This is a genomic window from Fictibacillus sp. B-59209 (assembly GCF_036216745.1).
Taxonomy (GTDB): Bacteria; Bacillota; Bacilli; order Bacillales; family Fictibacillaceae; genus Fictibacillus_C; species Fictibacillus_C marinisediminis.
In genome coordinates this window covers 1-14,248 of sequence record NZ_JARMMC010000027.1, presented here as the reverse complement: position 1 = coordinate 14,248, position 14,248 = coordinate 1, and the positions used below count along the sequence as shown (strand labels likewise).

General features: G+C 44.6%; 13 protein-coding genes. 9 read left to right on the top strand and 4 right to left on the bottom strand.

Annotation, left to right across the window (positions count from 1 at the left end; translation table 11 throughout):
• Positions 1 to 158 precede the first annotated feature (158 nt).
• Both P4361_RS19750 and P4361_RS19745 read right to left on the bottom strand, forming a co-directional pair.
• Positions 159 to 4,619, bottom strand: a complete 4,461-nt coding sequence (locus P4361_RS19750) for a glutamate synthase-related protein (protein WP_328090646.1) — start codon at positions 4,617 to 4,619, stop codon at positions 159 to 161.
• A 278-nt stretch (positions 4,620 to 4,897) separates the two neighbouring features.
• Positions 4,898 to 6,193, bottom strand: a complete 1,296-nt coding sequence (locus P4361_RS19745) for a glutamate-1-semialdehyde 2,1-aminomutase (RefSeq protein WP_328090644.1) — start codon at positions 6,191 to 6,193, stop codon at positions 4,898 to 4,900.
• Between the two features lie 219 nt (positions 6,194 to 6,412).
• On the opposite strand from P4361_RS19745, the gene P4361_RS19740 reads away from it, so the two are divergent.
• From P4361_RS19740 to bcp, 6 genes are all read left to right on the top strand, one after another.
• Positions 6,413 to 7,429, top strand: coding sequence for an ABC transporter ATP-binding protein (locus tag P4361_RS19740; RefSeq protein ID WP_328090643.1), 1,017 nt, complete (start codon positions 6,413 to 6,415; stop codon positions 7,427 to 7,429).
• The gene (locus tag P4361_RS19735) at positions 7,422 to 8,213 is read left to right on the top strand and encodes an ABC transporter permease (RefSeq protein WP_328090642.1); all 792 of its coding nucleotides are present in this window, start codon (positions 7,422 to 7,424) and stop codon (positions 8,211 to 8,213) included. The genes P4361_RS19740 and P4361_RS19735 overlap by 8 nt, the downstream gene beginning before the upstream one ends.
• A 6-nt stretch (positions 8,214 to 8,219) precedes the next feature.
• Entirely contained in the window at positions 8,220 to 9,005 is a 786-nt protein-coding gene (locus tag P4361_RS19730; protein WP_053355646.1) for an ABC transporter permease, read from the top strand.
• A 242-nt stretch (positions 9,006 to 9,247) separates the two neighbouring features.
• Positions 9,248 to 9,337: a S8 family serine peptidase gene (locus P4361_RS19725; RefSeq protein WP_328090648.1), complete on the top strand. Its 90-nt coding sequence runs from the start codon at positions 9,248 to 9,250 to the stop codon at positions 9,335 to 9,337.
• A 127-nt stretch (positions 9,338 to 9,464) separates the two neighbouring features.
• Positions 9,465 to 9,887: a potassium channel family protein gene (locus tag P4361_RS19720; protein WP_425590293.1), complete on the top strand. Its 423-nt coding sequence runs from the start codon at positions 9,465 to 9,467 to the stop codon at positions 9,885 to 9,887.
• 58 nt (positions 9,888 to 9,945) lie between these two features.
• Entirely contained in the window at positions 9,946 to 10,416 is a 471-nt protein-coding gene (bcp, locus tag P4361_RS19715; protein WP_328090640.1) for a thioredoxin-dependent thiol peroxidase, read from the top strand.
• 40 nt (positions 10,417 to 10,456) lie between these two features.
• Here the strand turns inward: bcp and P4361_RS19710 are convergent, their stop codons facing one another.
• Entirely contained in the window at positions 10,457 to 10,636 is a 180-nt protein-coding gene (locus P4361_RS19710) for an H-type small acid-soluble spore protein (protein WP_053355643.1), read from the bottom strand.
• 148 nt (positions 10,637 to 10,784) lie between these two features.
• Here P4361_RS19710 and P4361_RS19705 point away from each other — a divergent pair, with 148 nt between their 5' ends.
• Together P4361_RS19705 and perR are read left to right on the top strand one after the other, a co-directional pair.
• A complete protein-coding gene (locus P4361_RS19705; RefSeq protein ID WP_328090639.1) occupies positions 10,785 to 11,894 on the top strand; it encodes an aminopeptidase in 1,110 nt (369 codons plus the stop codon).
• Between the two features lie 285 nt (positions 11,895 to 12,179).
• Complete coding sequence (gene perR, locus P4361_RS19700) at positions 12,180 to 12,614, top strand: peroxide-responsive transcriptional repressor PerR (protein ID WP_053355641.1); 435 nt, start codon at positions 12,180 to 12,182, stop codon at positions 12,612 to 12,614.
• Between the two features lie 30 nt (positions 12,615 to 12,644).
• On the opposite strand, the gene P4361_RS19695 is transcribed toward perR, so the two are convergent.
• Positions 12,645 to 13,013 carry a YgzB family protein gene (locus tag P4361_RS19695; protein WP_053355640.1) on the bottom strand — a complete coding sequence of 123 codons (369 nt, stop codon included), beginning with the start codon at positions 13,011 to 13,013 and terminating at the stop codon, positions 12,645 to 12,647.
• A gap of 108 nt (positions 13,014 to 13,121) precedes the next feature.
• Between P4361_RS19695 and P4361_RS19690 the strand changes: the two genes are divergently transcribed.
• On the top strand, positions 13,122 to 13,988 hold the full coding sequence (locus P4361_RS19690) for a nucleotidyltransferase-like protein (RefSeq protein ID WP_328090638.1): 867 nt from the start codon (positions 13,122 to 13,124) through the stop codon (positions 13,986 to 13,988).
• Positions 13,989 to 14,248 lie beyond the last annotated feature (260 nt).

Sequence of the window (14,248 nt, the reverse complement as noted above, 5' to 3'; positions counted from 1 at the left end):
AAGCTTTCCTTGTCCTGCGGGACTAGCGTGCCAGGTGAGACTCCCGCCGGTGCTAGCACCAAGAGGCTCACCGCACGCCCCGCGGAAAGCGAGGAGCCTGGAACGGAAATCAACAGCTTACAGACTTCTTGGACAGCCCCTTCTACTATTAAGGCTATTTATTCCGTGGAAACATCGGGATCAGCCTGTTCTTTTACAGGAATGACCTGCACAAAATGTTCAAGCGGATGTTCCTTGAGATACTTGATTTCAGCAGCTTCTTCAAACTGCTCTGATTTTACAAGCGCAGCTGAATACTTTGTCAGCAGCTCATTAATGTCCTCCGCACCCTTAAACCCGATGGGCTCCAATGAAACTTTGGCACCTTTCGCGATCCTTGTTCTCAATACTTCATACGTCAGACCCATTTCGGGCTGGAGGCGAAGATAGACGACTCCTCCGGTCATTCCAGCGCAGATCCATGGACCTGGATCCCCGAGTACGAGCCCTCTGCCATTGGTCATATATTCAAAGGCAAATCCTTTGATGTTGGCGTTTACTCCGGTATTTCCACGATCTGTTATGACCGGAGCAGCAAGTTTGCCGCCGATGACAAGATCTGCTCCGGATAGGCGGATTCCGGCTCTTGCATCTGCATTTCCCTGAATCATAAAGAGCCCTTTCTGAGCGCCGTAGGCAAATCCTTTACCTACAGAACCATTGTAATACTGTCCGTTTTTCGCCTTTGATTTCAAGATGGTGATGGACCCGCCAAATGCGGTTTTTGCCAGCCCGTCCTGTGCTCCGCCTTCTACTTTGATTTTAATGCCTTTTGATGTATAGGCCCCAAGCCCGTTTCCAGGAATAGATCCGTTTTTAAAATGAAGGTGGATATCCGGCTGTTTTCCGGTTCGCTGTGAACGGGTCTTGTGTCCTGAAACCCGGCTGCCGAGTACACGCTGTTCGGCCGTTACAAATTGAAAGTCTCTTGAATGAGAGAGCTGGGTAACATCGTCATCCAAATATTCTGCACCGGCCGCCATTGTTACGGCAGCAAGGAGTGATTCCTGTACATGCGGCAATGGGATCATCTCTTCTACAGTCGATTTTTCCAGCAGGGAAGAGAGATCCAGCTGATTGAGTCCCCGATTCTGCATTAACAGATCTGATCGTCCTACAAGTTCCTGTGCCGATGTAAAACCAAGAGAAGCCGTAAGCTGCCGCAGTTCATTGCCAAACTCAGTGAACAGTCTGACAAGACCTTGGACGGCGGGGTCGAATTGCCTTGGAACAAAGCGTCGTAGCCCATGGTCTCTCGCTTTTTGCTCGGAATCAATCTGAGTGGCAATTCCTACATGGCACGTATCAAGATGGCAGCCGCGGCAGGTCGTACAGCCGATGGCTACCATGGAAAGGGTGCCAAACCCGATCCTGTTTGCGCCTAGCAGCATCATTTTCACTGCATCAAGAGCACTGCGGATGCCTCCGTCAGCCCAAAGCTCGACTTTATGCCTCAATCCGGCTTCAAGAAGTGCGGTATGGGCAGCTTTTACTCCGATCTCGGCAGGCAATCCGACATGCTGTAGAGCATGCACCCGCGCAGCTCCGGTTCCGCCATCGAAACCGCTGAGCGTAATGATGTCTGCCCCCGCTTTAGCAATGCCGACGGATATGGTGCCGATGTTAGGGACGACAGGTATTTTAACAGATACCTTTGCCTGGTCGTTGGCCGTTTTCAGTTCGGTGATCATCTGTGCCAGATCTTCGATGGAGTAGATATCATGGTTGTTGGAAGGCGAAATTAAATCTGATCCGACTGTGGCATTTCGGGCCTCTGCGATTTTCTCGGTAACCTTCGAACCTGGCAGATGGCCTCCTTCACCAGGTTTAGCTCCCTGACCGATTTTGATTTCCAATAGATTGGATGAGTTTAGCAGTTCGATATTAACCCCAAAGCGTCCAGAAGCGATCTGCTGTCCGCGTGTCTTCGGATATTTTCCAATCATGTCTTTGATTTCGCCGCCCTCGCCGTTTAAGCTGATCATATTCAGCACATCAGCCGCTTCAGCATAGGCTCGAAATGCGGTCTCGTTTTGTGAACCGAAAGACATAGAGCTGATCACAAAAGGAAGGCTGTGATCTTTTACACCAATATCGACATGAGCCGGATCAACTGGTGTTTCAGAACTGGACAGGTCGGTCAGATGGCGAATGGCAATAGGATTGCTTTTTTCCTGATCCTCCAATTTATCTGCATAGGTTCTGTAATCTGATTTACCGCTGGCGATGTCTCCGATCGATTTCCAAATTCTTGGGAACAAGCGGAAGCTCTTGCTTGCTCTTGCGTCAGTTTGCCTGAACACTTCTTTTCTTGCAAGACTGTCTTCTTTCAGTTTAGCAAAATTATATCCAAGCGATTCTGAGCCAAAGAAGTTTACGATATTCAATGTTTCGGCAATTTCGCTGCTCAGCCCGATGCTTGAAAAGAGGCGGTCGTATCCCCTTAACTCATGGATACCGATTGTGGAAATCACTTTCTCCAGCCCTTTGTTTAATGCTTCAAATAATTTGGCCGCAGGGAGCTGGTTCTCAGGCTCGGTTACGGTCTCAAACAGAAGGTATGGGCTGACTGCATCAGCGCCAAGCCCGATTATAAGGATGATATCATGCAGAGAACGGATGGCAGCAGATCTGAGAATCAATGAAACACTGCGTCTCAGGAACTTCTTTCTGAGGCTTTGATCCACTGCTGACAGAACCAGATGAGGATCAAGCCAAAGATGCTTTCTGTGTGCCTGGTTGTCATCCAGAATGATCACCGCAGCTTCATTTTCTGCGGCTGTTGCGGCTTCAGCAGAGAGGCGGGAAAGTGCTTCTTCCACGGTCTCACTTTCCAGCATGACAGAATGAAGAACATACTTTTCATTTCTTCCTTCAAAATAGGCTGCTACTTGCTCATAAGATGGATGGTTGAATTGCTCCGAAAGGTTTTTCCCATCTATCCCTTCAACCAGCAGCGGTGTAAGGAGTTCAATCGTATTCAGTTCTTTTTCTTTTTTAAAGAGGGAAGGCCGTTTTCCGAGAACGGTACGGGTAGAAAAATGCTCGGTTTCCCTGTCCCTGTCAATCGCCGGGTTGGTAACAACAGCTACACTTTCTTTAATAAAATCAGCAATGTTTTGGCGTTCAGGATGAAGAGCGGCCAGCGGAGAATCATGGCCGAGCGATTGAATAGGTTCGACTCCTTTTTCTGCCATCTGTTCAAGCTGATGGATCTGTTCTCTGTCCCAGCCATAGGCGGCATACCATCCGTTATGTTTTTTCAGAGCTGCACGGAAAGGCCCGATCTCCAGGGAAGGTGTTTCTAACCGGTGCCTGGCACCGTCAACACAGATCCTGGTCTCCATCTTTTGGAAGACCTGCTCCTGGTAATCATTGTGATTGTAATAAGTAAGGCGGCCGTCATCTTCCCGTTTCAATCCAACCTTTTCACCGGGAGCAAAGCTTTTTGGCTCCGCTGTAAAGTCATTGTTGGAAAGAATTCCTTGTTCAGATGAGAAGTAGAAGGAAGTATCTGTTTCGAGCTGCCAGATCGGACGGAGTCCAAGGGCATCTACACTAAAAACCGCTTCGTTTCCGAATCTTGAGATGATTCCTGCAGGCCCTTGAGCAAAATGTCCCCAGGCTTCCCTTAAATAGGTATACAAATCCTTTAAGTGAGAAGGGTAGGCCTTGATTTCATGAATGATGGGAGGAAACAGAACGTCCATCGCTTCAAACAAGGAGAATCCTTCTCGAAGGATCAATGTTTCAATGACTCTGTTTAAATCTTGTGAGTCGCTTCCGCCATCAGTAACCGGAATACCAATAATTTCAGCTTCTTCACGGAGTTTGGCGATCGTATTCAGTTCGCCGTTATGTCCAAGAACGCTGAAAGGCTGGACTCTGAAAAAGGTGGACAATGTATTTGTAGAATAGCGGTTGTGGCCTAAAGTAATGGTTGACGCGATGAGCGGGTTTGTTAAATCTTCATAATAGGCAGGCAGTGTTTCGCCTGAACCCATGACTTTATAGACAGCATGGTGATTGCTGAGAGAAGCGACATGGACTGCCGGGGACGTTTCGATATCAATCAGCAGGTTATAAAGCGTACGGTCCAGCTCTTCATGATTTTTAACAGGAAGCAGTGCAGCCTGCCAGAAGACTGGTTCTTCACCGCGAGCGATGGGCCCTAAGGCCGCAGAATTTGTAACCTCTGTTGTTTCATATATAAGCTCAAGGTGATACTTCTCAAACCATTGTTTAACCGCTTCCATCTCTGAGCGGCTGTCCGCCTTTTTGTCGATGAAAAAATGGCCGACAATAAAATGATCAGAATCCACAGCAGAAGAAGGAAAGCCTTTGCTTGTAAGCTTTTCCTTCCAAAGAAGTCGGGGGATATCGATATTGATACCGATACCATCACCTTCATTTTCAATAAAGCCTGCTCTATGGTTCATCGTGATCAAAGCATGAATAGCATCATCCACATTTTTCTTGGTCGGAATGTTCTCTTTCTCAATCACCGATACGATTCCACAGCTGTCAAATTCCTGCTTGCGATAATCCTTAAACAAAGCAGGACTCCATGATTTACTCATTACGAAAGCCTCCCTTACCCCTATGTTTCATACCTTATAAGACATAAAAAAACCACATCGCGAGAAATGGTTTTATCTCTTTACCCGTGTATTGTTTTAAACCAATTGACTAATATAGTTAAATATTATCATCGTTCGAATAGTCAGTCAATTATTTTTATTCAAACTAATGTATATCAAAGGAGGGCTGAGGTGGTACTTTGAGCACAATCATTTAAGAAAGCGCTTACATTTTGGAGTGAAAAAACAGAGTGGTTTATGCACTCTGTTTCATAAATTTACATCGAAGTAATTTTCTTAAACGAACGTTCAACCGCTTCGAGCGTTTCAGCGATGTCTTGATTTGTATGAGCGGTGGTTAAAAACATGGCTTCATACTTAGAGGGAGCAAGGTTGATTCCTTCTGCAAGCATGGCTTTAAAGTATTTTCCAAATCGCTCTCCATCGGTGTTTTCAGCCTGTTCATAATTCACGATTTTCTCATTCGTAAAGTAGACGGTAAGCGCCCCTTTTAAACGGTTGATCGTAATGGGAACACCATAGGCCTTTGCATGCCCCAGGATACCTTCTTCAAGCTGTTTGCCTAGTTCATCCATTCTTTCATATACGCCTTCTTCTTGAAGAACTTCAAGACATGCGATTCCCGCAGAGATGGAAGCCGGATTTCCGGCCATTGTTCCTGCCTGATAAGCGGGTCCTAAAGGCGCTACTTTTTCCATAATTTCTTTCTTGCCGCCGTATGCTCCGATCGGCAGACCTCCGCCGATGATTTTTCCAAGGGCAGTCATATCCGGTTTTACGTTAAGAAAATCTTGTGCACCGCCATACATAAAGCGGAAAGCCGTGATGACTTCATCATAGATGACGAGAGCTCCGGCCTTGTGAGTCAGCTCATTTACAGCTTCCAAAAAACCTTCTTTAGGTTCAACGATACCGAAGTTTCCGACGATGGGTTCAACGAGAACCGCAGCAATCTGGTCACCCCAGCGGTCTAACGCCTCACGGTAGGAATCAATATCATTGAAGGGAACTGTGAGGACTTCCTGAGCGATGCTTTTCGGAACGCCGGCGGAATCAGGTGTTCCGAGTGTTGATGGGCCAGAACCGGCGGCTACAAGTACGAGATCTGAATGGCCATGATAGCAGCCTGCAAACTTTATGATCTTGTCGCGTCCAGTGTAAGCGCGGGCTACACGGATTGTTGTCATGACTGCTTCTGTGCCTGAGTTGACAAACCTCACCTTTTCCATGGCAGGCATAGCCTCTTTCAACATTTTTGCAAACCTCACTTCCAGGCTTGTCGGTGTGCCGTACAACACGCCGTTTTCCGCAGCCTTCGTTATGGCTTTTGTGATATGCGGATGGGCGTGGCCTGTAATGATGGGTCCGTATGCTGCCAAGTAATCGATGTACCGATTTCCGTCCACATCCCAGAAGTAGGCTCCTTGTGCTCTTTCCATGAATACTGGTGCTCCTCCACCTACTGCTTTAAAGGAACGTGAAGGGCTGTTCACTCCACCGACAATATGTTCTTGTGCTTCCTTATATAATAATTCTGACTGCTGATGATTCATTGATTTTCCTCCTTGCTGTCCATACATTCCCCACGGGGTAAATGAAACAATACAATTAAAATCCATCATATATTGTAGCATGTTTTAGGCGATGCTGTAGAGGATCCGCTTAAGCAGGCTAAATAGATTGAGGTAAGCGGAGACTTAGGATAAACTAGTTCATGCTGGTTAAAAACGGGTGCCTGGCACCATGAAGAAAGTTTTCGGAGGAAAAACACAATGGATTATATTATAGATTTAAAAGATTTGCGTAAAGAATTCACATCCCATTCCAGTCGTTCGGGGCTTAAGGGAGCATTTCGTGATCTGTTTACGAGAAACTACACCATCAAGACAGCAGTGGATGACATCTCTCTGAAGATACGTAAAGGGGAAATGGTTGGTTATATCGGGGAAAACGGTGCCGGTAAGTCCACGACCATCAAAATGCTGACAGGCATTCTGACGCCCACTTCAGGGCAAGTAATGGTTAATGGAATGAACCCCCATAAAGACAGGGAGAAATTTGTACGCAGCATCGGGGTGGTGTTCGGGCAGAGATCTCAGTTATGGTGGGATATTGCAGTTCAGGAATCCTTCCGGCTGCTGAAGAAAGTCTACAATGTTCCGGATGAATTCTATAACTCTCACATGACGGATGTAATACAAACACTGGCGATTGAACCTCTGCTCGATAAACCGGTGCGAAAGCTGTCTTTAGGACAGCGTATGAGATGTGAACTTGCGGCAGCGCTTATTCACAACCCGCCGCTTCTGTTCCTGGATGAACCTACCATCGGGCTGGACGTGCTGGTGAAGCTTAAGATCCGTGAATTTTTAAAAGAGATTAATGCAAAATACGGAACGACCATTCTTTTGACTACACATGATCTGTCAGACATAGAGGCGCTATGTGAACGGGTCATCATGCTCGATGAAGGTAAGATCATCTACGATGGAGCCCTTCGCCAGCTCCGTGAAAACTGGGGAGAAGGCAAGCAGATTCAATTCCTTTTCACTGAGGATGTGTTTATGAATGAACTGCAGGAATTGACGAAGGAACACCTTGTTGTGTGGGAGCAAGGCAGCAATGCGAACAGCTGGACAGCAAGCGTGGAGAACAATGAGGAAGTGATCTCTGCGGTCATCGGTAGGGTCGTTGCTGCAAAGAGGATTGCAGACTTAAAGATTGTTGAGATTACAACAGAAGAAATTATTCGCAATATTTACGAAGAAGGAGCAGTCCGGAATGGCTAAATATTTAGAAATGATCCGCATCCGCTTCTTGATGATGCTGGCCTACCGGACAAACTATTACAGCGGTATTTTGATCTATAGCATCAATATCGGAGCGTATTACTTTTTGTGGAGTGCAATCTATGGGGATAAACCATCAATCCAGCATCTCTCTATTGTCCAGATGACTACATACATTGCGGTCTCCTGGATGGCAAGGGCCTTCTACTTTAATAACATCGACAGGGAAATAGCTCTTGAGATCAAGGAAGGAAAAGTGGCCATCGAGATGATCCGGCCGTATAACTACATTAGCATGAAGATGATGCAGGGATTGGGAGAAGGTATTTTCAGGATTCTCTTTTTCTCGGTACCAGGCATGGTCATCGTCTATTTTATCTTTCCAATCCGGTTTACTAGTCATCCGGCAACATGGCTGTATTTCCTGGTATCTATTATTTTAAGCTTCATTATTAATACTCAGATCAATTTACTGACAGGAATTGCAACCTTCTTCCTATTTAATAATGATGGTTTAATCCGGGCAAAGCGTGTCGTAATCGATCTGTTCTCAGGGCTAATCCTGCCAATCAGCTTCTTTCCCGGCTGGGCCCAAAGTATTATGGGCTATCTGCCGTTTCAGGGAATCAGTTATATTCCGAGCATGATCTTTACGGAAGGGTTTCAGGGAAGTGAAGTTATCCACGGGCTGATGAATCAAGCACTGTGGTGCCTCGTTCTCTTTATACCGATCCAGGTGCTGTGGACAACAGCAAAATGTCAGCTCATCGTGCAAGGAGGGTAATGAGGAATGTCCTATCTTTCTATCTTTTTTCAATATGCAGGCCAATATTTAAAAACAAGGCTGACCTACCGTGCAGATATGCTCGTTGATATATTTTCAGACCTGCTCTTTCAAGCTGTTAACCTTATTTTCATACTCGTGGTATTCGGCCACACCAGTCTGCTGAAAGGCTGGAGCAAAGATGAGATGGTCTTTATCTATGGCTTTTTTCTCGTGCCATTTGCGGTTTTCGGTGCTTTCTTTAACATCTGGGATTTCACGGACCGCTATATCGTGAAAGGGGAAATGGACAGAATTCTGACCCGGCCGATCCATAGTCTTTTTCAGATTATCTTGGAACGGATGGAGCTTGAGTCATTGTTCGGGGGCGTTACAGGCCTGGCGATCATGTATTATGCTGGAAACAATCTGGGATTAAGCTTGCATTGGTATGATCCATTTATTTTTCTCGTTCTGGTCGCAGGCGGTGCCCTTGTGTATGCAGGAATCTTTGTTACGCTGGCGAGCATCGGTTTCTGGTCGGACAGCAGAACGGATATTATGCCGATGATGTACAACATCGGAAACTACGGCCGTTATCCTGTAGATATTTATAATCGGATCATTCGCTATGTACTTACGTGGATTCTTCCTTTTGCTTTCGTCGGAGTCTATCCGGCAGCTTATTTTCTTGGCAGGGAAGAGTGGTACCATTATGCCTTCATCACACCGCTGATCGGCGTCATTTTCTTCGCTATCTCTGTTTTTTTATGGAATATAGGTGTAACCAAATATCGTGGGGCAGGGAATTAGCCGGTAAGGGGCTGTCCTGAAAGTCGAAAATTGACCTTCAGCAGCTCCTCTTTGGCTTGAAAATCTTCAATGAAAAGTTGATTGAAGTGGAAGGTGCGAGACTCCTGCGGGACTAGCGTGACAGGTGAGACTCCCGCAGACGCTAGCGCCAAGAGGCTCACCGCACGCCCCGCGGAAAGCGAGCACCCTGGAACGGAAATCAACAGCTTACAGACTTCTTGGACAGCCCCTTTTTATTTTGGATGTCTGGAACATCCATGGCGACTCCTCTTGTTGCGGGTGTAGCCGGATTGCTTGCTTCACAAGAAAAAAGTAATGCTGTAAGATACTAATCCATATAAAAAGAAAACAATCGTTTTCCAGCCTTTTTTTGTGTTCTTTTTAATGTTCAGCCCTATTATATACCTGTCTTATTTGTCCAAAGGGCTGCATACACTGCTAACAGAGGCGGTGGGGGATTTGATTTATCTAGCGATGCTTTTATTATCAGGGTTTATAGTATATAAAAGTCTTCAATCCCTTTTTTTACACCCGGTCATGAAGCATCAGCTCATGTCATTAAACCACCTTTTCGTGCTTGTTATCGTTTATGTCACCATCATCCTCGGTTTCGGGCTCATGTATACCTCGCTGCTTCTCATGGATATTCATGTTCTCGTGAAGCACGGGGAGGTTATCGGGCATCGCCATTTTTTTCATGTAATTGATGATGCCATGTATTTCAGCTCGATGACGATGCTCTCTGTAGGATATGGGGACTTGACTCCGTTGGGGGCTGGCAGATGGCTGTCCATAGTAGAAGCACTGATCGGATACTTGCTCCCAGCTGCATTTGTACTGTCTTCAGTCATAGACAGGGAACCGGCATCAAAAAAGTTGTAGGAACGCGTGGAATTGGTTACCCTCTTTATATAGATGAAGTTAAACAGGAGGGATATCCTTGACAGTTACCACAGGAGAAAAAGCACCGGATTTTACATTGCCGGCAAGTAATGGAGAAAATGTAAAACTATCAGATTTCCAGGGGAAAAATGTGGTGTTGTACTTTTACCCGAAAGATATGACCCCTGGATGCACGACTCAAGCTTGTGATTTCAGGGACAAGCATGATGAATTTAAGGATTTGGATGCCGTGATTCTCGGAGTCAGTACAGATCCGATGGCCCGACACGAAAAATTTATTGATAAATACGGCCTGCCGTTCTTGCTTCTGGCAGACGAGGAACATGAAGCAGCAGAGCTTTTCGGAGTTTGGAAACTAAAGAAGAACTTCGGAAAAGAGTACATGGGGATTGAGCGCTCAACTTTCATTCTCGATAAAGAAGGAAACGTTGTGAAAGAGTATAGAAAAGTGAAAGTGAAAGAGCATATTGATGAAGTTCTGACTTATATAAAAGAAAACATGAAATAAAGAAAAGGGCACTGCTTTTTGAAAGCAGGCCCTTTTGCAATTAATGCTCAAGCAGATCGCTTACTGGCACTTCCATGTCATGATCAGGTTCTTCATTGGGATGCACCCAGGCTGTTCCGCTTGATGAATTAATGGACTCAATCCATACTGGCTTACCAAAATACATCACTTCAATTTCGCTAGGCGAAGAAATAATCTGTTTTGCTCGATCCACGTTCATTGTAACAAGCCCCTTTATTTTTTCTTATAGTATGAGCATATGAACCAGGTATATACTCCCGGATTAATTATGGGCAACATGAAGGTTTTAATGATAAGATGGAATTGTTGGAATTTTTTAAAGATACATAGAATAGGGGAGGTTTACAATGTTAGATGAAAGAGTCGTCACTCTTGCCAGGACGCTGCTGCACCACTCTGTAGAATTAAAAAAAGGAGAGCGTGTGCTGATCACTTCACCTCTAACTGCCAGGCCATTAATTAAAGCCCTCATTAAAGAAGCTTATGCGATGGGTGCTTATCCGTACGTGAATATATATGATGACGAAATCAGCCGTTACTTAATTACAGGCTATGAAGCAGAGCAGCTGGAAACCTCAATGGGCTGGGATTTGAAAAGAGTCAAAGAGGTGGATGCGTATATCTCCATCGCAAGTTCAGAGAATGATTCCGAGCTGTCTGAAGTTCCTGGCGACAAGTTCCAGCTTCGCGGTGAGTACTTTAAACCCGTGCAAAAAGTCATCATTAATGAACGTAAATGGGTGCTTTTGAATTACCCTACCAAGGGACTTGCTCAGAAAGCTAAAATGAGCTTCGAGTCGTTTGAGAACTTCCTATTGGATGTCTGCAATGTGGATTATAAGAAAATGGAGCAGGCACAGCAGCCTTTAAAAGAATTGATGGAGCGTACGGACAAGGTAAGAATTGTATCGCCTGGTACCGACCTGTCGTTTTCCATTAAAGGAATCCCGGCTGTTAAATGTGCAGGTGATAACAATATCCCGGATGGGGAAGTCTTTACGGCCCCGGTCAAGGACAGTGTAAATGGGACAATCACCTATAATACACCTTGTCCTTACCGCGGAACGATATTCAACAATGTCAGTCTTACGTTTGAAAACGGCAAAATTGTAGAAGCAACAGCTGACAACTCAGAGAAACTCAATGAAATCTTTGATACTGATGATGGGGCACGCTTTGTAGGAGAGTTTGCGATCGGTGTTAACCCGATGATCCAGCATCCAATGGGCGACATCCTTTTTGATGAAAAAATTTGCGGCAGTATTCACTTTACACCTGGAGAGGCATATGAAGATGCGGACAATGGAAACCGTTCTTCCGTGCACTGGGATATGGTTCTCATCCAGCGTCCTGAATACGGCGGCGGAGAACTGTATTTTGATGATGTATTAGTCAGAAAAGACGGCCTATTTGTTATTCCGGAACTTGAGGGCTTAAATCCTGAGAATCTAAAATAGAAAATAAACATCAAGGCGTCTGACTATACTTCGTTTCATGATTTGCATAGGATTTAGTAATAACTCTTCCAATCGATGTGCGGGAATCTATCCCGCACTTTTTATGTGCATTTGGGGAATCGTAATAATGTAACTCTAATGGAACGGGTAAGAAAAAAGACCTGGATCTTTTGTGGTTCTGTGCACATATACAGGCCAATGGATTGACAAAAGCAGGCAGTTCAAGATACACTAATTATAAACATTATAATGTAATAATTTCTTTTGAGAGTGAGGTGCATGACGATGTCTGAAGTACGCATAAATGAAGCAATAGATACATTAAAACAGTCTGGAGTTCGCATTACTCCTCAGCGTCATGCGATTCTGGAACACTTGATACAATCTATGACACATCCAACAGCAGATGAAATATACAAATCCTTAGAGGGTAAATTTCCTAACATGAGCGTTGCGACGGTCTATAATAACCTTAGGGTATTTAAAGAAGTAGGTCTCGTTAAAGAATTGACCTACGGAGATGCTTCCAGCCGTTTTGATTGTGTAACGACAGAGCATTACCACATTATATGCGAGGGATGCGGCAAAATAGTGGATTTCCACTATCCTGGACTTGATGAGGTTGAAACACTGGCTGAATCCGTAACGGGATTTGACGTTGGACACCACCGCATGGAAATCTACGGAACTTGCCCGGATTGCAAAACTAAAAAGCATTAAAATAAGCTGAACCAGCTTGACTGGATCAGCTTATTTTTTTGCGGTCTTTTTCATAGCGCGTCTTGAATTATATTTTTCGTCAAATTCAAGACCTTCAAGATCCTTATCAAGCGTAAGCGGCTGATTGCATGCCATGCACGCATCCGCGCGGCCCAATACTTTGGTGACTTTCCCGCAATTTGGGCATACAACCTGAACAGCATTCGTTGAGATCATACCAATCCAAAAATAAACTCCGGCACTTGCGAGGGTTGCAAGAAATCCAATTAACATAAATAATGACATTAGTATAAAGTGGCTTCTGAAAAATATGCCGGCATACATAATAATGATTCCAATAAAAACAAGACTTAAAGCAAACGTACGTATTTTATTGATCTTGCTCGTATATTTTATCATGGTTGTCCCTCCTAAATTACAGTATACAAGGACTTGAAAAAAAAGAAAGGATTTTCAGCGGCTGCGTTGAAATGTATGGAGACCGAAATTAGAACGGGAGTTGAAGGCATGGAAGACTTGTTACGCCCGCTTTATCAAGAAAGGGCAAGTAACGAAAACACACTTGGAGTTCTATTGATTGAAAAGAACAAACCATTTAGTCCATTAACGGATAATTTTGACTGCATCTTATTTATCATTGTCACTCACGGGGAGAAACCATGGAGTGTCAAACACTATGAATTTGATGATAAGATTGCTGCTTTACATATTGTGACAGAAGAGCGGCTGAATGAATGGCTTCTTCTCGGCTCAAACCGCCGTGTCGTCGATTGGGTCATTAATGGGAAAGTCCTGTTTAACCGAAACGAATATATCACTGAATTGAGAGACAGACTTGATAAATTCCCAGTTCCTGAACGTTCCAAAAAGATTACTCTGGAATTTGCCAAACTGCTTCGCCGCTTTTCTGATGGAAAAGAGCTTTTTCACAGCGGACAGCACCTTGATTCGTTCAACCATATACTCCATGCTCTCCATCATCTGGCACGTCTGGCTGTTATCGAGCGGGGGTTCCACCCGGAAATTACAGTGTGGAATCAAGTAAAGGTAATCGAGCCTCAAATCTACAAACTATATGAAGAACTGATTACCGGAAATGAATCCATCGCTAAACGGATCGAACTTCTATTAATAGCAAGCGAATTTTCCATCAGCTCCAAAACGAAGCTAGGCGCGGGCCACTTATTAACGATATTCGAAGAACAATACGAGTGGACAGTCGCTGAACTGATGGAACACCGTGAAATTGCAGATTACTCTATTGATCTTGGAATCCTGCTTGAGCACCTTATTGAAAAGGGAATTGTGGATGTAATCCGCCAGCAGACCAAAGGCAAGCATTTGTTTCACCGCCACTATACAATGAATAAATAAAGGAATTAAACTTTTTTCTGAAAAGGTGTTGACCTCTTTCTTGCTATCATGGTATAGTACTACTTGTCGCTGAAACGACGCGGCAAACACGAACAAACACAAAAAAAAGAGGTTGACACCTTACACCAAAGATGTTATCCTAAGAAAGTCGCCAAAACGAGCGGCATTCGACAAAATGTTCTTTGAAAACCAAACAAAAGCCAGGTAAGTCAGGGATTTTACAATCCCATCAATTTCTTATTTTTAAACTTTAAGAGCTA

Coding starts and splice junctions, on each gene's coding strand:
- perR (WP_053355641.1), top strand. CDS start 12,180: ATGTCTGAAGTACGCATAAATGAAGCAATAGATACATTAAAACAGTCT.
- P4361_RS19725 (WP_328090648.1), top strand. CDS start 9,248: ATGTCTGGAACATCCATGGCGACTCCTCTTGTTGCGGGTGTAGCCGGA.
- P4361_RS19690 (WP_328090638.1), top strand. CDS start 13,122: ATGGAAGACTTGTTACGCCCGCTTTATCAAGAAAGGGCAAGTAACGAA.
- P4361_RS19705 (WP_328090639.1), top strand. CDS start 10,785: ATGTTAGATGAAAGAGTCGTCACTCTTGCCAGGACGCTGCTGCACCAC.
- P4361_RS19730 (WP_053355646.1), top strand. CDS start 8,220: ATGTCCTATCTTTCTATCTTTTTTCAATATGCAGGCCAATATTTAAAA.
- P4361_RS19695 (WP_053355640.1), bottom strand. CDS start 13,013: ATGATAAAATATACGAGCAAGATCAATAAAATACGTACGTTTGCTTTA.
- P4361_RS19750 (WP_328090646.1), bottom strand. CDS start 4,619: ATGAGTAAATCATGGAGTCCTGCTTTGTTTAAGGATTATCGCAAGCAG.
- P4361_RS19740 (WP_328090643.1), top strand. CDS start 6,413: ATGGATTATATTATAGATTTAAAAGATTTGCGTAAAGAATTCACATCC.
- P4361_RS19745 (WP_328090644.1), bottom strand. CDS start 6,193: ATGAATCATCAGCAGTCAGAATTATTATATAAGGAAGCACAAGAACAT.
- P4361_RS19710 (WP_053355643.1), bottom strand. CDS start 10,636: ATGAACGTGGATCGAGCAAAACAGATTATTTCTTCGCCTAGCGAAATT.
- P4361_RS19735 (WP_328090642.1), top strand. CDS start 7,422: ATGGCTAAATATTTAGAAATGATCCGCATCCGCTTCTTGATGATGCTG.